Origin of the sequence: Roseateles violae (assembly GCF_030410485.1) — a bacterium.
Classification (GTDB): Bacteria; Pseudomonadota; Gammaproteobacteria; order Burkholderiales; family Burkholderiaceae_C; genus Roseateles_D; species Roseateles_D violae.
On record NZ_JAUHHC010000001.1, the window covers coordinates 794,704 to 814,695 of the forward strand.

Consider the following 19,992-nt stretch of genomic DNA (forward strand, 5'->3'; position numbering starts at 1 on the left):
GGTAAAACAAAAAGCCACCGTGAAAGTTCCGGCATGTCCTGACCGGAAGTAAGGCAGTTGCTGGCGAAACTTGGCCGGATCCTTCACCCCTTCCGCGACGATTTCACCCAATAAGTGGCACCGCTTGAAGCCTGTGCAGTAGTAAGTGGCGAATTTTGGAGCACCGAGCGTTTCTCCAATGAGGTCGGTGTCAAGTTCGCGGCAGCCATTTAATCGGTTCTCGACCCCAGCCTCTACGGGCTAGCAAGTCCCGCCAAGTATCCCTACCAGCGCGCGTTCGGGACTGACGGATCGAACTTCTGAGCCGCTCCCAGCTGTCGAGAGATTGAATTCGCTCCAGGCCGCGGCTGATCGCGCTGGCTCACTTCGTGAGCGAGCGCGATGCGACCATCTTCTCGGTGGGCTGTGGCGGCATTGCTTCAGCCGCTCCTCTTCGACTTGGCTAGTTCCAGCTGGCGCGTGGTGCTTCTGCTGAGATTCAAAGCCGTCTCTATCGGATCGGCTGGATCAATGCCGGCCAACTGTGCAGCTATCGCACTTAGGCAGTGGTTGATCACCTTGGTAGGTGCGCCGAGCTTCTCGTTTTCGTAGCGCGACAGGCATGAGCGGCTGATCTTCAAAGCCTCAGCGAAATCCGCCTGCGCCCTGGTGCCGCGGGCCCGCTTGATCAACTCACCTTGCCGGGTTGGAAAGGTCGAACTATTCATCGAATCATTGTTGCTACTATCGAACAATAGTGCAACAATAGCACATATGTCCCAGGGCTCGGCCCTAACATGCGCGACGGGAGAGAACATGGCACGAGCCGAACAGATCAAGGCGCTCTTTAGGGCCTACGCCGGCAATGAAGATGCGCAGTTCATCTCGGTCGCACTGCAGGTTGCCGCCGAGGAGGCGCGACGTGGACACTCAAAGCTTGCAGCCGAACTTCGCGAACTGATCGAAACAGCTCGCGCGCCTGCAGCACCCCGCGCCAGAGCCAGGACGTTGCCGCTTGTTCAGCCTCGGGGCGAACTTGCCGAGTTACTGACGGCGCATTACCCGCAGCAGCATCTGAAGCAAATGGTGCTGTCGGCTGAGGTCGAGCAAAAGCTCCAGCGCGTCCTGCGGGAGCAACGTCAGCACGAACGCCTCATTGGCCATGGACTGTCCGCGCGGCGGAAGTTGCTTCTGGTTGGGCCGCCAGGTACTGGCAAGACGCTGACGGCCGCCGTTCTGGCGACCGAGCTGAAGCTTCCGCTCTTCACGGCGCGTTTTGACAGCCTCATCACAAAGTTCATGGGTGAGAGCGCTTCGAAGCTCCGCCTGGTGTTCGAGGCGCTGAAGTCCACCCGCGGCGTCTACCTCTTCGACGAGTTCGACTCGCTAGGCCTGCAGCGAGGCAGCCAGCATGACGTGGCCGAGATGCGGCGTACGCTGAACATGTTCCTCCAGCTCATTGAGCAGGACGCTTCCGACAGCGTGATCGTGGCGGCGACGAACCACGGCGCGTCGCTCGACTCGGCCCTGTTCCGCCGCTTCGACGACGTCATTCGATATACCGCCCCCGATGATCTGCAGATCGAGGAACTACTCCGCAATCGCCTGACGCTGATGGCGCCGCCGAACATGTCCTACGCTGGCTTGGTCGCGCATGCTCGTGGCCTGGCGCACTCCGACATCGTGCGCGCGTGCGAGGACGCCATCAAGGACTCCGTCCTTGAGGAGCAGGACCAGGTCAGCGAGCAAAGCGTCGTACTGCATCTGAAGGAACGGGCGGCGAGTCAGTTGCACCAATAAGGGGCAGGTCTTGCGTTACATTGGGTTAACGACATAACGCGTTAACCCGACATGGCAGACCTCGACCATTTGCTCGTCTCTGGTTTCACCCAGGACCGACCGTTCAGGTCGAATCTGTCAGGGCGCAGCGGTGCATCGCCGCAGCGAAACCGTGGTCCGCATGGGAACGCACTGCTGCGCCAGCTCGAATTGATGCGCCTGAATTCCGAGCAACTGTCTCGAGAGCGCAGAGAGCGGGGCTTCGATGAAGCCGCAGGGATGACGATCGCGATCCAGTTCTCGCCAGCCGCCGACTACGACTACATGTTGTTGGAGTGGAAGCGTGATGGCGTGGAGGTGCTCAGCGTCGTCGACTCGGGGGCCGGCCCCGTTGTCGCCGTTTATGTGCCCGATGGCAAGCTGACCGCACTAGAGAAGCGTGTTCGGGAATACCTCAACGAGGACACCAAGACGGGCAAGCCGAAGAATGCCAAGTTGGTGAACTCGATCGATGGGATTCGCCGGGCCGCCTTCGAGCAGCTTTGGACTGAAGACGAGCCAGCACCGGTGCAGCTTGACGAGGTGCGCTGGTATCAGCTCTGGATCCGCCATGGAGGTCGGATCGCCCGCGACGTCGCCATGGACTTTGCGGCCGCGGCCGAGCCGTTGCAGATCGAGGTCGAGCCTGGATACGTGAACTTCCCCGGCCGCGTTGTGCTGGCGGTTCGCAGCACGCGGCGTGCACTGGAGCAGGCGATGACGCTTCTCGACGTGATCGCGGAGATACGATCAGTTCAGCCCAGCGCCGAGTTCTTCCTCTCCAATCTGGCACCGCGTGAACAGGCGAACTGGACGCAGGACTTGCACGGCCGCTGCACGTTCGAGGTGCCCGATGCAGGCCCCTATGTCACCTTGTTGGACACGGGCGTGAATCACGGCCACCTGCTGCTGCGCGATGCACTTTCCGCTGCGGATGTTCATGCCGTCATGCCTGCATGGGGCGGCGCCGATCACGACGGGCATGGGACCGAGATGGCCGGCCTTGTTTGCCACGGCAATTTGATGGACGCCTTGGCTGCCACCGGCGGAATCGCGATTCCCCACCGACTGGAGTCGGTCAACATCTTCCCGCCTCAAGGTGTGAACCCGCCGCACCTGTACGGCTGGGTCCTCGCGCAGGCGGTTGACATCGTAGAGACGCACCGCCCGCAGAGGCAGCGCGTATTCGCAACTATGACGACCGCGATTGGTCCGGGAGCGGGCAAGCCCAGCGAATGGTCGGCCGCGATTGATCAGATGGCGTTCGGTCTCAACGGTCTGGTGCCGTATGCCAACGGCGTCGACTGGTCGCCTGGTGGCCTGCGTCCGCGGCTGTTCGTCCTGTCGACAGGCAACGTGCCGTGGGTGGGCTGGAACGCCTATCCGACCATTAACCAACGGACTTCGGTCGAAGATCCAGGGCAATCGTGGAATGCGCTGACCGTCGGCGCTTGCACCCACTTCACCGACGTGGATCGTGTCAAATGGCCGACTGCGGTGCCGATTGCCCAAGAAGGCGGACTAAGCCCCGCATCGACCACCTCACTGCTATGGGCGAACTCGTGGCCGATCAAGCCGGATGTGGTGGCCGAGGGCGGGAACGGTTCACTCGATCCGCTGCCCCATGTCACCGTCGGGCCGGAGAGTCTGCGCGTGCTGACGACATCCCATCAGCAGCATGACTCACCGTTCGCTGAAAGCGGCGACACGAGCGCCGCAGCTGCCGAGGTCGGACGCATCTGCGGCCACCTGCGCGCCCAGTACCCGACGTATTCGGAGTCGACCATCAGGGCGCTGGTTGTCCACGGCGCCAGGCACACCCCTCTGATGCGGGCGCAGTTGCCGCTCAATCACGACAAGGCGGATATCAAGAATCTGCTGAGGACCTTCGGGTTCGGCAAGGTCTCGTTACCCAACTCTTTGTACTCCAGCGAGCACGCGCCTACGTTGGTGATTCAGGACACCATCGTCCCGTACAAGGCCGTGGGCAGCGCCATTCAGCTGAACGAACTCAAGCTGCATGAATTGCCCTGGCCGGCGGATGTGCTGCGGGCGCTGGGTGGTACGACCGTCGAGATGCGTATCACGCTCTCGTACTTCATCGAGCCGAACCCGAGTCGGCGCGGTTGGCAGAGCAAATTCCGTTACCAGTCGCATGGGCTGCGATTTGCCGTTAAGGGCGCGACCGAGACTGAGGCTCGATTCAATCAGCGGATCAACAAGGTAGATCGCGAGGAGGCGGAACTCGACGGTGACGAATCAATGCCAGACCCGGATCGCACGGCCTGGGAGGTCGGAGCGCAGTTGCGGTCTCGCGGATCGCTGCATTCCGACGTCTGGACCGGCACAGCCGCGGCCCTGGCGGAGAAGTCCCACGTCGCGGTGTTCCCAGTCGGTGGGTGGTGGAAGGACTGGAGCGGAAGCAATCGCGCCGGCGTCCCCGTCGGGTACTCGCTGATCGTTTCGATACGCCCCGTGGATGCCATCGCGGCCGAGATCGATCTGTACACCCCGATACGGACGGCGATCGCTGTAGCCAACGAAATCGAGATCGATACGCAGCCCTAAGACAGTCGCTCATGGAGCATCGTCATCTGGTTCTCCCCAGTATGACTGGTCGAGCGGTACACATCATCGCGACTCCGCCTCGATGCGTGCGCTGGTGGCGGCCACCTGCCGCCGCAGGATTTCGTCATATTCGCTGGCGATCTGCAGCAACTCTTCGATCCTGCGAATCGTCGTACCGAGCACCGAGTACTCCGCCTTGTCAGCGATGCTCGGGTTCGATGCGCGGAGTTCCAACGCGGCCCTCAACTCCGTGGCTCGGCGGATGGAATCGAGGATCTGGGCGGGCGATCGGCTCATAGGGCGTCTCCATCCGAAAGGCTCGGGGCACAGCCATCTGATCCTAGAACCAATTCGTCAATGCACTAAACTGTATATATGTACAGTGTATTGCCGTCGAGCGCACCGACGCCGATCTTGAATCTGGCACCGGCGCTGGTGTTCGCGCTGCCCAACGGAGTGTCGGCCGGCTTCCCCTCGCCGGCGGAGGACCTGGGGGCGAAGCGCATCGACCTGAACGAGATCCTGATCAAGCACCCGCTGGCCACCTACACCCTGCGCGTCAGCGGCCAGTCGATGCGAGACGCTGGCATCGATGACGGCGACGTCGTGCTCGTCGACCGCGCCGTGAAGGCTGCCCACGGGCACATCGTGGTGGCCGTCGTCGACGGCGAGTTCACCATCAAGCGCCTGTTCCAGCGGCATGGCCGGATCAAGCTGCAGGCCGCCAACCCGACCTACCCGGACATCGTGCCCGGCGACGGCCAGACGATCGAGATCTGGGGTGTCGTGCGCCACTGCATCAAGCCCATGCCGGTCTGAGGCGATGCCGTGTACGCGCTGGTCGATGGGAACAATTTCTATGTGAGCTGCGAGCGGGTGTTCCGCCCGTCCTTGAACGGCCGGCCGGTGATCGTGCTGAGCAACAACGACGGCTGCGCCATCGCGCGCAGCAACGAGGCCAAGGCCATGGGCGTCAAGATGGGCGAGCCCTGGTTCCAATGCAAGGGGCTGGAGGCCAAGGGCCTGGTGGCTCTGTCGGCGAACTTCGAGCTGTACGGCGACCTCAGCGACCGCATGATGAGTGCGGATTCAATCGGTCGACGCAACAGAGAGGCTGAACATTTCAGCCGGTGTTCGGTAGCCTAGCGTCTTCCTCGAGCTCCGCGCGCGTCCAGTGGCCGCCACCGGCCCCACCCATGCGGGCCCGGGCTTCATCCCGTAGCTTTCGGCGGCACTCTTCCAATTTCGCGTTCGGCACGCGTGTCCGCTGCTTACAAGGCCACCCATTCAAGGTTGGCGCAGCGCCTGATACAGCCGGATGTATGCCGCGACTTCGCGCGCCGGGAGGCAAGGTGGTGCGGAGGCCGTGAGTGACGCCACTGGCTCAACGGCGTCCCCGCGCATTGATGACCGCTTCCTGCCGACAGGAACTCACGCAGCCGACCCACTGCTGACCTTCAGTTCGCGGGACTCGCGTCCGGAAAGCAGTCGTTCAACTTCCAAGTTCAGCGGGCCCCTCGACGGGGCCGCGATCACGGCGGGCTATAGGCCCGCCGGCCGCCCAGCGCCCTAAATGGGCGTAGCAGCCAGCAATAGATTAGGGCGGAGGCCGCGGCCAGTGCGCCGCTGGCGATGAAGGTGTGCTCATAGGACTGCCCCGTCAGGTCCAGCCAGCCTCCCATCAGCGGCGGCACCAGCGTGTAGCCGAGCGCCGAGAGAAGGTTCGCTGCCGATTGGAACTGCGCGAAGCGATCACGCGGGAACAGGTATTGGCCGATTGCGGCCACGCCTGTGACATACAAGCCGGAAAGCACGCCGTGCGCGACGAAGGCCACAGCAAACTGCGACGCATCGCGGACCAAAAATCCGGCCGGAATCATGGTGGCGGCATACAGGGCAATGCTGCCCAAACCGACGTTCAGCGGATGCCAGCGGTCCGCCAACCAGCCAACCGGCAAGGCCAACACCAGCGAGCAAGTAAAGGTGAGCGCCAAGGCCTTGCCATAGCCATCGAGCCCCAGCCCGATCTTCTGTGCATAGAAGACGCCGAAGTTGTTGACCGGGCTGAACGAGATCAGTCCCAGCATCATCGCAAGGAACAGTCCGACGTAGAAGCGGTGGCTGAAGCATTCGCGCATATAGCGCTTGATCTCCGCGGATCCCTCGGTGGTAGCTGGCGGGGGCGGCGGGTAGCTGCCCTCGCGCACGCGCCAGCACATCAACAGGAATCCGAGCCCGTAGATCACGGCGACTCCGATGAAGATCGCCGCGAAATACTGCGCGGCCTTGCCGACAATGCCGTAGGTGAAGGCGATTCCGGCCAGCAGACTGATGACCCGGAACATGCCGTAGAAGCGGCCTGTCAGGCTGTCGGGGACGACGTCGGCGATCAGGCCGGTGAACACGGCGTTCGCCGTCACCGAGGCGAGTTCGAAAAGGCACCACATGATGGCGAACCATCCCAGCGTGCACCAACGTTGGCCCGGCGATGTGGTGCCCAGCAATGCGTGCAGTAGCTCACCGGCCTGAGGCGTGAAGGCCATGCCGAGCAAGCCCAGCACCAGCACCGGCGTCGGCAGCAGCAGGAAGGGAATTCGTCGTCCCCACCGGCCGCGATGGCGATCGGAGCGCACGCTGATGATGGGCCCCAGCAGCATGCTCAGCGCCCATGGAAGCGAGCCAACGACCAGGGCAACGAAGAAGTTGCTCGCCTCCTGTTGTTTGAGGAAGACCTGCGCCACTGGCATGACTGCTCTTTCCTTGACGCTCCAGGCGAAGTCGCCGATCAGCAGAAATATGAACAGCGTGAACAGGCCACCGGCGCTGTAGATGAGAGTGCCCCGCTTCCACCGGCGTCCACCGAGACTGGCCTCGATGAGGACCGGAGACTCACGAGGGATTTCAGTCGTTGTCATGTCTGTGGTGCCCCACCTTTAATGTCCGCTTGAGCGCCATCAAGGATTGATCGGAGTTGTCAGGGTTGATTGTGGTCGCGATTGATGGTAACGTTTCCCTATCACTTGTCAAACAGAGGTTTCACCGTAGTCGTTTGCATCCCGGGCGGGGTCGGACCCGACTTTGGATTGCAGACAAAATCTCGGGCTCCAACGAACCTCTAGAGGAACACGCATGCCAAAAAGCTCTGTCACCCTGGTCGACGTCGCAAAGAAGGCAGGCGTTGCGCTGGTGACCACCTCGCGCGCATTGAACGGCACGGGGTTCGTTTCCGACGAGACGCGCAATAAGGTTGTCGCCGCTGCGAAGGCCTTGGGCTATTCGCCCAATCTGACCGCGAAGATCCTGAAGGGCGGCCGCACCAATTTGCTGGGGCTCGTGGTCAGCAACCTGCATTCAGCCCCGATCATCGAGGTCATTGCCGCTGTCAGCCTGGCGGTGAAACAGGCTGGCTTAGACCTGATCATCTACAACGCCAGCACCGAGCTCGGCGTGACCAAGCAGCAGGACATTCACCGGGTGCTCGGCAGCCTATGCGAGGGCATTCTGTTGGCGCTGCCAACGGCACAAGAGGGGCAACTCGCTGAGTTCGAGTCGAGCAAGGTGCCCGTCGTGCTGCTCAACTACTGGCGCAATCAGACGGGGCTGCCCACGGTGCGGGCCGACAACTATCACGGCGCGCGTGCTGCGGTCGAGCATCTGATCGGTCTGGGCCACAACCGAATCGCCTTCATCACCGGCTCCAGCTACACAGGGCAAAGCCACGAGCGCCAACGCGGCTATCAGGACGCACTGAAGCAGGCTGGTATCCGACCGGTCAAGGGGCTCATCGTGCAGGGCGACTTCTCGCAGTCGAGCGGGTTCAACGCCGCGCAGCAATTGATGGCATTGCCCAAGCCGCCGACGGCCATCTTTGCCGCCAATGATTCGATGTCCTTTGGCGTGATGGATGCCCTGAAGGAAAGGGGTTTGCAGATCCCTGGCCACGTATCAGTCATCGGCTTTGACGATATTCCGGCGTCCAACCATGTCTATCCGCGCCTGTCGACAGTGCGGCAGCCGCTGGCGGAGATCAGCACGCAGGCAGTTCGCCTGATCATGCGCCGCATCCGTCCAGAGGCTGCGCAGCCGGTCGCCGACGATTCTCTGATCGAGTTGCCCAGCGCGCTCGTGATTCGTGACTCCTGCGGCCCTGCCCCGACGGCCGGGCTCGCTTGAAGTCGATCGTGGTTCCTTGACAGTGAGGCATTGATTCCATGACAGCTCAACTCTTTTCCTTGGAAGGACGCTCCGCGCTGGTGACCGGCGGGGCAACCGGCATCGGGCAGGCGATTGCTGTGGCCCTTGCTCAGGCTGGGGCGAATGTGGCCATCACCTTCAATAGCCAGCCAGCCAATAGCACGCTGGCTGCCGTTGAGGACGCAGGCGGTCGCTGCATTGCTGTCCAAGGCAATCTGACGGAGCCCGGTGCGGCCGCATCCGTCATCGGCGAGACGATCGAAGCACTTGGCGGGCTGGACATTCTTGTCAACAATGCCGGCGTGATCCGGCGCGCCGAGGCCGATGCACACCGCACAAGCGACTGGGACGAGGTCCTGAACGTCAATCTGGACGCGGTCTGGCAGTTGTCGCAGCAGGCCGGGCGCCACATGCTGCGGCACGGGCGTGGAAAGATCATCAACATTGCATCGCTGCTGAGCTTCCAGGGTGGCGTCCGGGTGCCGTCGTATACAGCGGCCAAGCATGCGGTGCTGGGCCTGACCCGCGCGCTCGCGAACGAATGGGCTTGCCGGGGCGTCAACGTCAACGCCATCGCGCCGGGTTATATCGAAACAGCCAACACGGCCCCGCTGCGCGCCGATGCGACCAGGCAGCGACAAATCATGGATCGCATTCCGGCCGGCCGATGGGGGCAAGCAAGCGACCTCGGCGGCGCTGCCGTCTTCCTGGCGTCGGAAGCGGCCGCCTATGTGCACGGCCATGTCCTGGCGGTCGATGGCGGCTGGTTGGCCCGCTGATGAGATCCTTTTTTTGGCTCCAATATGGAAACGTTATCCTACATGAAATCTCCAGCAATCGCCCCTTCCGTCGCCGCGCGGTTCGAAGCACCGCTGGCGCAAGCACTGGGCCAGGTTCGCCGCCTACGCGACGAATTCCCCGAAGTCTTTCCCCATGGCTGGACCCAGAGCAATCGCTACCTGACGCGAGACCTGGACGGATTCGCGCCCGGCTCCAATGTTGGCTGGACCACCGGCTTCTGGACCGGACTCCTGTGGCTGGCCTTCGAGCTTGACGGCGATGTCGAATGCCGGATGTCGGCGGCTCGGCACGTCGGCAGCTTCGCCCAGCGCATTCGCGACCGGATCCAGGTCGATCACCACGATATGGGTTTCCTCTACACCCCGTCGTGCGTGGCGGCATGGCGGCTGACGGCGGATGGGGCAGCGCAAGATGCTGCTCTGGCCGCGGCCGACTTGCTGATGCAGCGCTACCTGCCGCAGGCCGGCATCATCCAGGCCTGGGGCGACCTGCAGGACCTCGCACAGCGTGGTCGCATCATCATCGATTGCCTGCTTAACCTGCCCCTGCTGTCCTGGGCCTGCGAGGTGAGCGGCGATTCCGCGTACCGCAATGTCGCACGCAGCCATCTGCTGAAGTCCCGCGACCATCTGGTCCGCCCGGATGCGTCCAGCTTTCATACGTTTCACTTCGACGTCGAAACCGGAGAGCCGCTGCGCGGCAGCACGGCCCAGGGCGCGGCCGACGACTCCTGCTGGGCGCGGGGCCAGGCCTGGGGCATTTACGGCTTCGCGCTGAATCATCGCTTTGCACCTGACCTCGGGCTGCTGGCTGTCTCGCGCCGCCAGGCCGACTACTTCCTCGCCCGACTGCCAAAGAACGGCATCGCCTACTGGGACCTGGCCTACGTGGAAGGCAGCGGCGAGCCCTGGGACAGCTCAGCATCAGCGATCGCCGTGTGCGGTCTGCTCGAACTGGCGTCCCATCTGCCGGCCGGCGAAGGTGCGCACTACCGCCACGAGGCGCTACGCATCCTGGAAGGGTTGGTCCTGCATTGCCAGGGCGCGGGCACAACGTCCAATGCGCTGTTGCTGCATGGCGTCTACAGCAAGCCCTGTGGCAAGGGCGTCGACGAAGCGTCGCTGTGGGGCGACTACTTCTATCTCGAGGCGCTGGCCCGCGTGGCACGCGGTTGGCACGGGCATTGGTAAGTCGCTGAACGCCGGCCGACCTAGGGTTTAAACCCAGCTGCTTGGCTCATAAACACCTTTACGCCAATCGCAGCGATCACTATTATGGAAACGTATCCATGGTAACGTTTCCTCAAAACGACTGATGAGCCTCCCGGGGCGCTGCAAGACCGAAGAACTTTGATTCAATCCAGACTGGAGACAAGATGAGGGCTTTTCAATTCGCACAAATTCATCGGCTCAGCCCCCTGGCCTCGGCCATCGCGCTGGCGCTGCCGGCCACCTGCTTGGCGCAGGAGCAAGCGCAACGGGGGCAGCAGCAGGCTCCAGCCCCTGAGGTCGAGCAAGCCCCGCAGGCGTCCCAGGCTCAGAAGGCAGAGCCGGCCAAGCTTGAAGCCGTTGTGGTGACGGCCAACAAGCGCAAGGAAAAGCTGATGGAGGTGCCGGCCGCCATCTCGGTGCTGGACGAGGCCACGCTGGAGCGGGCCAACGTCAAGGAAATGGACGATCTGCCCAACCTGTCGCCCGCACTGACCATCTCGTACAGCACCCAGCCCGGCAACTTCAGCATCAATATGCGCGGCATCGGCACCTTCTCGCTGGGCATCGGCGTTGAGGCCGATGTGTCCGTCATCATCGACGACATCCCGCTAGCGCTGCAGGCCAATGCCTTCAAGGACCTGGCGGACGTGGCCCGCATCGAAGTGCTGAAGGGCCCGCAGAGCACGCTGTTTGGCAAGAGTGCCATCGCCGGCGCCCTCAACATCACGACCCGTCCGATCACGGACGAGGCCAAGGCCAGCCTGCTGCTCACCAGCGACGGCGAGACGCGGCTTGGCGCCTCCTACGGAGCCGTGGTGAACGACCAATTCAGGATGCGCATCTCCGCCAGCACCACCGACTACCCCGGCGTTGTCAGGAACTTGAGCGATGGCGGGAATCTCAACGGCAGCAAGGGCCAGACGGTGATGGCCAAGCTCGAGTGGGCGCCCGCGGACGACGTAACGCTTACGCTGGCTCCGCGCTACAACCGTCAGGAGAAGAACTGCTGCGTGCAGCCCCTGTCGCTGCTGTCCCCCACCAATGCCGCCGCCGGCACGCCCCTGTATTACAGCAACTCCCAGTTCAACATTCCCGCCAACACGAACCCGGCGCTCTCGAACAACAACCTGCTGGGCGGCATCCCGATCGGTCCGCGCAACGTCTCCGTGCGCAACAACTATGCCGCGGGTGCCGAATCGACCGATTACGGCGTCGGCTTCCGCGTCGACTATGCGCCCGAGAGTGGTCCGCTGGCCAAGCACCTGTTCAGTTCGATCACGTCCTACAGCAAGTACGAGGCGAACGACTTCCAGGATGGCGACGCCTTCGACTACAACATCCTGCAGCACTCCAACACGGCCAGCGTGCGCAACTATGCGAATGGCCCGATCCAGTACGGCAGCTTCGGCGTGAAGTCCGTCACTCAGGAGTTCCGCCTGGTCTCTCCGGAAAGTCAGGCCCTGCGTTACGTGGCAGGCTTCTGGTACGCCAAGAACGATCTGAGCCGCAGCCTGGTCCGCGAGCCCTTCGGCATCCCTTACGCGACCAACTACGCGACCACCTCCTACAACCAGTCCTATGCCCTGTTCGGCCAGGCCACGTACGACCTCACGGCAAGCACCAGCCTGGTCGCCGGACTGCGCTTGAATCGGGAGAACACCGGCTACGACTACGCGCGGACCGAGACCAACAACGGTGTCGGCACGCTGGTGTCCAGCCGCGACGACTCGGAGAGCAGCCACACCGGCAAGCTGGGCCTCGAGCATCGCTTCAACAAGGACGTGATGGCCTACGGCCTCTACTCGACCGGCCATAAGGGCGTGGCCTATGACCTGGTCAGCGGCCTCACGGCCCAGCAGGCCGCCACCTTCCCGATCCCCAGCGAAAGCGCCAAGAACTTCGAGATCGGCGCCAAGGCGATGCTGCTGGACAACCGTGCGTCGATCAGCGTGGCGCTGTTCAAGACCGACTTCGAGGACTTCCAGCAATCGGCCAGCTATATCGACTCTGCCACCGGCCGCTTCGTCACCTTCCTGTCCAGCATCCCTGCCATGCAGACCAAGGGCGTCGAGGTGGACGGCAGCTTCCGCGTCAGCCGTGAATTCCAGCTTAACGGCAGCTTCGCATACACCAAGGCCATTTACACGGACTTCGCTAACGGCCCCTGCTACAACACGCTGAACGCCGCCGGCACCGGGCAGGTCCTCGGCCCAGGCTGCGTCACTGTGACCGCCCCCGGCGGCGGCACCGCCAGCGTCCGCGACATGAAGGGCCTGCCACTGCCGAATGCACCGAAGTACAAATTCAATGTCGGCGGCAACTACGACATCGCCCTGGCCGAGCAGAGCTTCGATCTCTTCGTCAACGGCGCCTACCGCTGGCAGGACGACGTCCTGTTCCGTCACAACCAGGATCCGATCGGGGTCACGCAGAAAGCCTATGGCATCCTCGACGCCGGCTTCGGCTTGAAGGACAAGAAGCGCCACTACACCTTCACGATCTTCGCGAAGAATCTGCTCGACAAGCTCTACGCGGCGGACCTGCAGTACGCGCCGCGCAACGGCCAATGGAGCAGCAGCACGGTGAACGTGGCCTCGCAGAACTGGACCCCGCCGCGTGACTACGCCCGCTACTTCGGCGCGCGCCTCGACCTGAGCTTCTGAGCGGGGCAGGCATGGGACGGCCAATCTTCGACTGGACACGGGCTGCAGCCGGGGCTCTCGCGCTGGTGGCCACCCTGGCCCGCGCGGACGAGTACGACGAGCTGCGTCAGCGCTGGCTGTCGCGCCTGACCGCAGGGCCCACCACGGTGCGCCCTGACGGCGAGGCAAGGCCGATTGATGCAGCCCAGCGCAGCTGGCGCAGCATGGAGCGCACCGTCGCCCGGCAGGCGCTCTGGCCCGAACTGGTCCCCACCACCTCGGGCCGCATGACTGAAAGCTACCGCCGCCTGCGCGCCCTGGCCCTGGCCTACAGCAGGCCAGGCTCCCCGCTCTACCGCAACGCCGAGCTGCTGCGGGACGTGATCGCCGGGCTCGACTGGCTGTATCAGCATCACTACAACCCGTCAGGGCGCGACTTCGGCAACTGGTGGGACTGGCAGATCGGCAGCCCGCTGATCCTGGCCGACATCGGCGTGCTGCTGCATGCCGAGCTGGGCGAGGAGCGCCTCGCGCGCTACCTCGCCGCCATCGACCACTTCGTGCCCGACCCGACCCACAAGCAATTGGCCGACGGGCGCTTGATCGAGGAAACCGGCGCCAACCGCCTGGACAAGGCCATGGTGGTGGCCTTGCGCGGCGTGCTGGGCAAGCGCGCCGACAAGATCGCCGCCGGGCGCGACGCCGTCAGCCAGGTCCTGCAGTACGTGGACCGCGACGACGGCTTCTACCGCGACGGCAGCTTCATCCAGCACCACGCCGTGCCCTATGCGGGCGGCTACGGCGTCGTCGCGCTCAACGACATGGCGCAGCTGATGTACCTGCTCAACGGCACGAGCTGGGCCATCCGCGACCCCCAACTCGCCAACGTCTACGACTGGGTGGAGAACAGCTTTCGGCCCTTCGTCTTCAACGGCATCATGCTCGACGCCGTCAGTGGCAGGAAGATCACGCGGCGCACCGAGGACGAGCGGGCCACCGGGCGCGGCGTGGTTGGCGCCGTGGCGCGATTGGCCGAGGTGGCGCCGCCGGCCAAGGCCCAGGAACTGCGCGCCATTGTCAAGGGCTGGCTTTTGCGCGAGGCCGGCCCGGCGCAGCCTTTGAGCCCGTCGCTGCAGGCCATTGCCAGCGACGACAGCATCCGCCCGGCCGACGAGCCCCAGGGTGTGCGCCTGTTCGCGAGCCAGGACCGGGCGCAACTGCGTGGGCCTGGCTTCGTCTGGCAGCTCAGCCTGTTCTCGGACCGCATCTCCGCCTTCAGCTCGGGCAATGGCGAGAACCTGCGCGGCTGGTGGGTGGGCATGGGCACGGCCCAGCTCTACCAGGCCGGCCCCTCGCCCCAGGGCGACAGCTACTGGGCCACGGTGGACATGAAGCGCCTGCCCGGCACCACGACAGACCACAGCGGCCAGGGCGTGCCCAAGCCGTTCACGATGCAGCCCAACACCAGCGCCTGGGTGGGCGGTGCCGTGCTGGGCGGCCAGGTTGCGGCGCTGGGCATGGAGTTTTCGACGGCGCAGGTGACCGGCAGCCGGCTGCAGGGCCGCAAGAGCTGGTTCCTGTTCGGCGACAAGGTCCTGGCCCTGGGTTCTGGCATCGCCACGCCGGACAAGGCGGCGGTGGAGACCATCGTCGACAACCGCATGCTGGATGCCGCGCATCCGCGCCTGCTGCAGGTGGACGGCAAGACACAGCCTGACACCATCGGCTGGACGCGCAACCTGGACGCTGCGCGCTGGGCGCACAGGGGCGGCGGCGGCTTCGATGCCGGCGTGGGCTATGTCTTCCCCGGCGGCGCCAAGCTCACCGCCTGGCGCGAGCAGCGCCAGGGCCGCTGGAGCGACGTAGGCCCCGGCCTCGCGCCAGACCCTGCCAACGACGAGCTGCTGACGCGCCAGTTCGCGGGCCTGTCCATCGACCATGGCGATGCACCGCAGCAGGCCAGCTATGCCTACGCCATCCTGCCCGGCCGCTCGGCGGCGCAGACCGAGGCCTTTGCGAAGAAGCCCTCCGTCGCCGTTCTGCTGAACACGGCCGAGGCCGCGGTCGCCTGCGATGCAGAGACCCATGCGACCGGTGCCAACGTCTGGGCCCCGCTGAAGGCGCCCCTGCGCATCGCCGGCCACGACTGGCTGCGGGCCGACAGCGCACTGGCGCTGGTGCTGCGGCGCCAGGGCGATGTGCTGGAGCTCGCGCTGGCCGACCCGACGCAACGCATCACCCAAGCCGTGCACATCGAACTCGGCGAAGCGGTGCTGGAGACGCTCGCGGCCGACCCGCGCATCACGGTGGAGCAGACCCAGCCCACGCTGCGCCTCGCGGTGCGCTTCGACGGGCTGGCGGGAGCGTCCGTCGTTGCGCGCTTCAAAGCATCGAGACTGCCCGACCCCGCCTGCGGCGGCTGAACACCCAACCCCGAGACCCATGGCGCCGCTGCCGAAGGCGAGCGCCAGCGGCAGGCCCTTGCCTGGACTTTCATGGAAAACAAGGTGGAGATATCTGTCATGCTGATGAAGAAGTTCTGGTTCACCACTCTGAATGGCGCGCTGGCCGCAACTGCGCGCGTGATGGCTCGCGCGCGTGGCCGCAACGTCGTTGCAGCCTTCAACTATTGAGCGTGGCGATGAACGAACTTCAGCAAGTGATTGCCATGCTGCGCGCGCTGCCGCAGGGCCTCAACATCGGCGAGCGCCGGGCCCGGGTCGACGCCACCAGCGAGCGCTACCCCGTGGCGGCGGACGTGCGCGTGGAGCCGGTCTCGGCGCGCGGCGTGTCCGCGGAATGGACGTCCACGCCCGCCGCCGGCGAAGGTGACGTGATCCTCTACTTGCACGGCGGCGGCTACGTGCTGGGCTCGCTCAAGAGTCATCGCCACTTCGCCAGCGAACTGGGCCGCCAGGCGGGCATGAAGACACTGGCACTGGATTACCGGCTCGCGCCGGAGTTCCCTTACCCCTGTGCGCTGGAAGACGCCGTGGATGGCTACCGCTTCCTGCTGGAGACCGGCTACGACCCGCGCCGCATCACGGTGGTCGGGGACAGTGCCGGCGGCGGGCTCTCTATGGCCCTGCTGCTGAGGCTGCGCGAGCAGGGCCTGCCCCAGCCCGCGGGCGCGCTGCTGTTCTCGCCCTGGGTGGACATGACGGCCACGGCCGACAGCTACCGCCACAACGCCGAGCGCGACCCCATCATCAGCCGCGAAGGCATCGAGTTCCTGGCCGCGCAGTACCTCGGGCCGCTTCCGCGCCAATTGCCGCTGGCTTCGCCGGTGTTCGCCGATCTAGCCGGCATTGCGCCGTTGACCATCTTCGTGGGCGACGCCGAGACGCTGCTGGACGACTCGCTGGCCCTGGCCCGCGTCGCGGAGCAGGCCGGCGTGCCCGTGCACCTGGAGGTCTGGCCCGAGATGCTCCACGTCTGGCCCAGCTTTTACCCCGAGCTGGCGCAAGGCCGGCAGGCGCTGGCCCGGGCCGGCCAGCTGCTGCGCGAGGCCCGTCTTTCACCTCCTCCTGATGTCTGACCCTCTCATGGATGCACCTCTGTTCCAACCCCATCTGCACCCGCACCGGCGCTTCAACCCGTTGACGGGCACCCATGTGCTGGTGTCACCGCAACGCAACCGGCGCCCCTGGCAAGGCGCCCAGCACCCGCCCCAGCCACGCAACGGTGCCCGCCACGACCCGCAGTGCTACCTGTGCCCGGGCAACGCGCGCATAGGCGGGCAGCACAACGCAGACTACCGCGGCGCCCATGTCTTCCCCAACGACTTCCCGGCGTTGCTGGCCGATGCGGCCGAAGCGCCCCTGGCGGACAACGCCTTCTTCACCAGCGAGCCCGTAGCCGGAGAGGCGCGGGTGATCTGCTTCTCGCCCGACCATTCGCTCAGCCTGCCGGAACTGCCGGTGGCGGCCATCGCCGATGTCGTCCGCACTTGGCGCGACCAGACCCTGGACCTGGGGATGCGATGGGCCTGGGTGCAGGTGTTCGAGAACAAGGGCGAGATGATGGGTTGCAGCAACCCCCACCCGCACGGCCAGGTCTGGGCCAGCGACTTCATCCCGGACGAGCCGGCGCGCGAGGACGAGCGACAGCGCGCCTACTTCGCCCAGCGCGGCCAACCGCTGCTGCTGGACTATGTGCAGGCGGAGATCGAGGCCGGCGAGCGTACTGTCGTGGAGACGGCGCATTGGCTGGCCGTGGTCCCCTGGTGGGCCGCCTGGCCCTTTGAGACCCTGCTGCTGCCCAAGGCCCCGTTGTCCCGGATGTCCGAACTCGACCCGGCCCGCGCAAGCGACCTGGCGCTGGCGGTCAAGCGCCTGACAACGCGCTACGACAACCTGTTCCGGACCAGCTTCCCCTACAGCATGGGCTGGCATGGCGCGCCCTTCGACGCTCTTGACCCGCAGGCCTGGACCCTGCATGCCCATTTCCATCCGCCGCTGCTGCGCTCCGCCAGCGTGCGCAAGTTCATGGTCGGCTTCGAGATGCTCGGCGAGGCTCAGCGCGACCTGACCCCCGAGCAGGCGGCGGCGATGCTGCGCGCCGTTCCCGACGACCGTCACTACACCGAGGAGGCCGCATGAAGCCGATGTCCGCGGCGCAGCGTGCAAGCGCGACCTTCGCCCAGTTCTTTGGCGGTGAGCCGCAGATGCTGGCGCGTGCCCCGGGCCGCGTCAACCTGATCGGCGAGTTCACCGACTACAACGAGGGCTTCTGCCTGCCGGCCGCCATCGAACGTGACTGCGTCGTCGCGATCCGGGCGCGGCGCGACGGCATCGTCCATGTGGTCGCCGCCGACGAGCAGCACCAGCAGGACCGCTTCACGCTGGACACACCGCTTGCGCCGGTCAAGCAGCCGCAATTCGCCAACTATGTGCGCGGCGTGCTGGCGGCGCTGCAGGCCCAGGGCCTGCAGTTCGGCGGCGCCGAGCTGGCCATCGCCGGTGACGTACCGCTGGGTGCCGGCCTGTCCAGCTCGGCCGCCCTGGAGCTGGCCATCGGTCAGGCCTTCAAGCTGCTCTACCAGCTGCCGGTCACGCCGGAACAGCTGGCGCGCGCCGGCCAGAGCGCCGAGCACCGGTTCGCCGGCTGCATGTGCGGGCTGATGGACCAGCTCTCGATCGCCACCGGACGTGCCGGCCACGCGATGCTGCTGGACATGCGCAGCCTGTCGTCCCGCCTGGTGCCGCTGCCGGCCGGCGCCGCCCTGCTGATCGTCGACTCCAGGGTGTCGCGCGGCCTGGCCGACAGCGAATACAACCTTCGCCGCGAGCATTGCGAGGCCGCCGCATGCCACTTCGGCGTGCCCATGCTGCGCGACCTCGACATGGCCACGCTGCAGCAGCGCTGGCATGAATTGCCCGAGGTGATCGCGCGTCGCGCCCGTCACATCGTCAGCGAGAACGCGCGCACACTAGCCGCCGCCGACGCCCTGCAGGCGGGCGACCTGGTGCAGATGGGCGAGCTGATGCGGACCTCGCACACCTCGCTTCGCGAGGACTTCGAGGTCACGGTCCCGCAGACCGACCGCATTGCCGAGCTGCTGAACCAGGTCCTGGGCCGATCCGGCGGCGCACGGATGACCGGTGGCGGCTTCGGCGGCTGTGTCGTCGCGCTGGGGCCCCTCGACGCCGTGCCGGCGATGAAGGACGCACTGGCACGCAACTATCGCAATGCCCAGGGCGAACCGGCGCGTATCCACCTGACCGGCGCCGCCGACGGGGCTGGCCGGGCGTGAGTGCTGTGCGGATCCAGCGCTTCGCGCTCGACGACGGATGCGGCCTGCAACTGGAGCTGATGGACTGGGGCGCCAGCTGGCTCAGCGCGCGCCTGCACGGCCGCGAACTGCTGCTTGGTCATGCGGATCCGGCAGCCTATCGGGAACAGTCCGCCTATATGGGGGCCATCGTCGGACGCGTCGCCAATCGCATCGCCGGGGCCGCCTTTTCGCTGCAGGGGCGCCAGCACCGCTTGGCCGCCAATGAGGGCGTCAACCAGCTCCACGGCGGCCCCGGCGGCTTCCATAACCGTGCCTGGCGCGGCTTGCGGCATTCGTCCACGCGGGTCGACTTCACGCTCGACTCCGCCGATGGCGACCAGGGCTTTCCTTCGAGGCTGCGGGCCACGGCGAGTTACCGCATCACCGCGGCTCAGCAGGTCGAAATCCATTTCGAGGTCGAGAACCTGGGGGCGATCGACACGGTCGCCGGGCTGACCAGCCACGCCTATTTCGGTCTCGATGGACCTGAGCAGGGTGTGCTGGGGCAAACGCTGTGCTTGCAGGCCGACAAGGTCCTGCCGGTATGCCCCGATTTGTTGCCGACGGGGGAGTTCATGAACGTCGCGGGCACGCCCTTCGACTTCCGGCAGCCTCGCAGCCTAGGCGAAGGGCTGGCGATGCAGCACGAGCAACTGCAACGCGCCGGCGGCTACGACCACTGCTGGCTGCTGCAGCCGGGCCTCGGCCCCGCGTTGCAGCTCGTGTCTGCCGACGAACGGCGCTCGCTCTGCCTGGACACCAGCTACCCGGCGCTGCAGATCTATGGCGGCCAGTACCTGGACCGCAGCCGCGACCGCCTGGGCCGACCGTTCGCGCCCCGTGCCGGCCTGGCGATCGAAGCCCAGTACCCGCCGGACACCGTGCATCACCTCGGCGAGCCTGACTGGCCTCAGGCGGGCTTCGTGCTGCGCCCCGGGCAGACGCAGCGCCATTGGATCCGCATCCGCTTCGAGCAGCGGTAGCAGCGACAGGAGTAAAACGA

Annotated in this window: 15 protein-coding genes and 1 pseudogene; 13 read left to right on the forward strand and 3 right to left on the reverse strand. The window is 65.3% G+C overall.

All coding sequences use genetic code 11. The annotated features are described in order from the left end of the window. Positions 1-419 precede the first annotated feature (419 nt). Complete coding sequence (locus QWJ38_RS03615) at positions 420-707, reverse strand: helix-turn-helix domain-containing protein (RefSeq protein WP_290357668.1); 288 nt, start codon at positions 705-707, stop codon at positions 420-422. 88 nt (positions 708-795) lie between these two features. Between QWJ38_RS03615 and QWJ38_RS03620 the strand changes: the two genes are divergently transcribed. Beyond that, positions 796-1,779 carry an AAA family ATPase gene (locus tag QWJ38_RS03620; RefSeq protein ID WP_290357669.1) on the forward strand — a complete coding sequence of 328 codons (984 nt, stop codon included), beginning with the start codon at positions 796-798 and terminating at the stop codon, positions 1,777-1,779. A gap of 51 nt (positions 1,780-1,830) precedes the next feature. After that, complete coding sequence (locus QWJ38_RS03625; RefSeq protein ID WP_290357670.1) at positions 1,831-4,365, forward strand: S8 family peptidase; 2,535 nt, start codon at positions 1,831-1,833, stop codon at positions 4,363-4,365. A gap of 63 nt (positions 4,366-4,428) precedes the next feature. Here the strand turns inward: QWJ38_RS03625 and QWJ38_RS03630 are convergent, their stop codons facing one another. After that, positions 4,429-4,662, reverse strand: a complete 234-nt coding sequence (locus tag QWJ38_RS03630; protein WP_290357671.1) for a hypothetical protein — start codon at positions 4,660-4,662, stop codon at positions 4,429-4,431. 78 nt (positions 4,663-4,740) lie between these two features. Between QWJ38_RS03630 and QWJ38_RS03635 the strand changes: the two genes are divergently transcribed. Together QWJ38_RS03635 and QWJ38_RS03640 are read left to right on the forward strand one after the other, a co-directional pair. After that, positions 4,741-5,184: a LexA family protein gene (locus QWJ38_RS03635; RefSeq protein ID WP_290357672.1), complete on the forward strand. Its 444-nt coding sequence runs from the start codon at positions 4,741-4,743 to the stop codon at positions 5,182-5,184. Between the two features lie 9 nt (positions 5,185-5,193). Continuing rightward, positions 5,194-5,448, forward strand: a pseudogene (locus QWJ38_RS03640) (Y-family DNA polymerase); the annotation flags it as partial. Positions 5,449-5,897: 449 nt separating this feature from the next. Here QWJ38_RS03640 and QWJ38_RS03645 read toward each other — a convergent pair. Then, positions 5,898-7,280: an MFS transporter gene (locus QWJ38_RS03645; protein WP_290357673.1), complete on the reverse strand. Its 1,383-nt coding sequence runs from the start codon at positions 7,278-7,280 to the stop codon at positions 5,898-5,900. Positions 7,281-7,494: 214 nt separating this feature from the next. Between QWJ38_RS03645 and QWJ38_RS03650 the strand changes: the two genes are divergently transcribed. The 9 genes from QWJ38_RS03650 (at position 7,495) to QWJ38_RS03690 (ending at position 19,972) form a co-directional block, all read left to right on the forward strand. Next, a complete protein-coding gene (locus QWJ38_RS03650) occupies positions 7,495-8,538 on the forward strand; it encodes a LacI family DNA-binding transcriptional regulator (protein ID WP_290357674.1) in 1,044 nt (347 codons plus the stop codon). Positions 8,539-8,576: 38 nt separating this feature from the next. Beyond that, entirely contained in the window at positions 8,577-9,338 is a 762-nt protein-coding gene (kduD, locus tag QWJ38_RS03655) for a 2-dehydro-3-deoxy-D-gluconate 5-dehydrogenase KduD (RefSeq protein WP_290357675.1), read from the forward strand. Between the two features lie 42 nt (positions 9,339-9,380). Next, positions 9,381-10,550, forward strand: coding sequence for a glycoside hydrolase family 88 protein (locus QWJ38_RS03660; RefSeq protein WP_290357676.1), 1,170 nt, complete (start codon positions 9,381-9,383; stop codon positions 10,548-10,550). Positions 10,551-10,933: 383 nt separating this feature from the next. Then, the gene (locus QWJ38_RS03665; RefSeq protein ID WP_290357677.1) at positions 10,934-13,234 is read left to right on the forward strand and encodes a TonB-dependent receptor; all 2,301 of its coding nucleotides are present in this window, start codon (positions 10,934-10,936) and stop codon (positions 13,232-13,234) included. 11 nt (positions 13,235-13,245) lie between these two features. After that, complete coding sequence (locus QWJ38_RS03670; protein WP_290357678.1) at positions 13,246-15,636, forward strand: polysaccharide lyase 8 family protein; 2,391 nt, start codon at positions 13,246-13,248, stop codon at positions 15,634-15,636. Positions 15,637-15,854: 218 nt separating this feature from the next. Beyond that, positions 15,855-16,751 carry an alpha/beta hydrolase gene (locus tag QWJ38_RS03675; RefSeq protein ID WP_290357679.1) on the forward strand — a complete coding sequence of 299 codons (897 nt, stop codon included), beginning with the start codon at positions 15,855-15,857 and terminating at the stop codon, positions 16,749-16,751. A 7-nt stretch (positions 16,752-16,758) separates the two neighbouring features. Next, a complete protein-coding gene (locus tag QWJ38_RS03680; protein ID WP_290357680.1) occupies positions 16,759-17,814 on the forward strand; it encodes a UDP-glucose--hexose-1-phosphate uridylyltransferase in 1,056 nt (351 codons plus the stop codon). Continuing rightward, positions 17,811-18,968 carry a galactokinase gene (gene galK, locus QWJ38_RS03685; protein ID WP_290357681.1) on the forward strand — a complete coding sequence of 386 codons (1,158 nt, stop codon included), beginning with the start codon at positions 17,811-17,813 and terminating at the stop codon, positions 18,966-18,968. The genes QWJ38_RS03680 and galK overlap by 4 nt, the downstream gene beginning before the upstream one ends. Before the next feature lie 5 nt (positions 18,969-18,973). Then, positions 18,974-19,972: an aldose epimerase family protein gene (locus QWJ38_RS03690; RefSeq protein ID WP_290357682.1), complete on the forward strand. Its 999-nt coding sequence runs from the start codon at positions 18,974-18,976 to the stop codon at positions 19,970-19,972. The last annotated feature ends 20 nt before the right edge of the window (positions 19,973-19,992 follow it).

Bases quoted from the DNA above. Each gene is read 5' to 3' on its own strand.
- QWJ38_RS03615 (WP_290357668.1), bottom strand. From the start codon at position 707: ATGAATAGTTCGACCTTTCCAACCCGGCAAGGTGAGTTGATCAAGCGG.
- QWJ38_RS03620 (WP_290357669.1), top strand. From the start codon at position 796: ATGGCACGAGCCGAACAGATCAAGGCGCTCTTTAGGGCCTACGCCGGC.
- QWJ38_RS03625 (WP_290357670.1), top strand. From the start codon at position 1,831: ATGGCAGACCTCGACCATTTGCTCGTCTCTGGTTTCACCCAGGACCGA.
- QWJ38_RS03630 (WP_290357671.1), bottom strand. From the start codon at position 4,662: ATGAGCCGATCGCCCGCCCAGATCCTCGATTCCATCCGCCGAGCCACG.
- QWJ38_RS03635 (WP_290357672.1), top strand. From the start codon at position 4,741: ATGTACAGTGTATTGCCGTCGAGCGCACCGACGCCGATCTTGAATCTG.
- QWJ38_RS03645 (WP_290357673.1), bottom strand. From the start codon at position 7,280: ATGACAACGACTGAAATCCCTCGTGAGTCTCCGGTCCTCATCGAGGCC.
- QWJ38_RS03650 (WP_290357674.1), top strand. From the start codon at position 7,495: ATGCCAAAAAGCTCTGTCACCCTGGTCGACGTCGCAAAGAAGGCAGGC.
- kduD (WP_290357675.1), top strand. From the start codon at position 8,577: ATGACAGCTCAACTCTTTTCCTTGGAAGGACGCTCCGCGCTGGTGACC.
- QWJ38_RS03660 (WP_290357676.1), top strand. From the start codon at position 9,381: ATGAAATCTCCAGCAATCGCCCCTTCCGTCGCCGCGCGGTTCGAAGCA.
- QWJ38_RS03670 (WP_290357678.1), top strand. From the start codon at position 13,246: ATGGGACGGCCAATCTTCGACTGGACACGGGCTGCAGCCGGGGCTCTC.
- QWJ38_RS03675 (WP_290357679.1), top strand. From the start codon at position 15,855: ATGAACGAACTTCAGCAAGTGATTGCCATGCTGCGCGCGCTGCCGCAG.
- QWJ38_RS03680 (WP_290357680.1), top strand. From the start codon at position 16,759: ATGGATGCACCTCTGTTCCAACCCCATCTGCACCCGCACCGGCGCTTC.
- galK (WP_290357681.1), top strand. From the start codon at position 17,811: ATGAAGCCGATGTCCGCGGCGCAGCGTGCAAGCGCGACCTTCGCCCAG.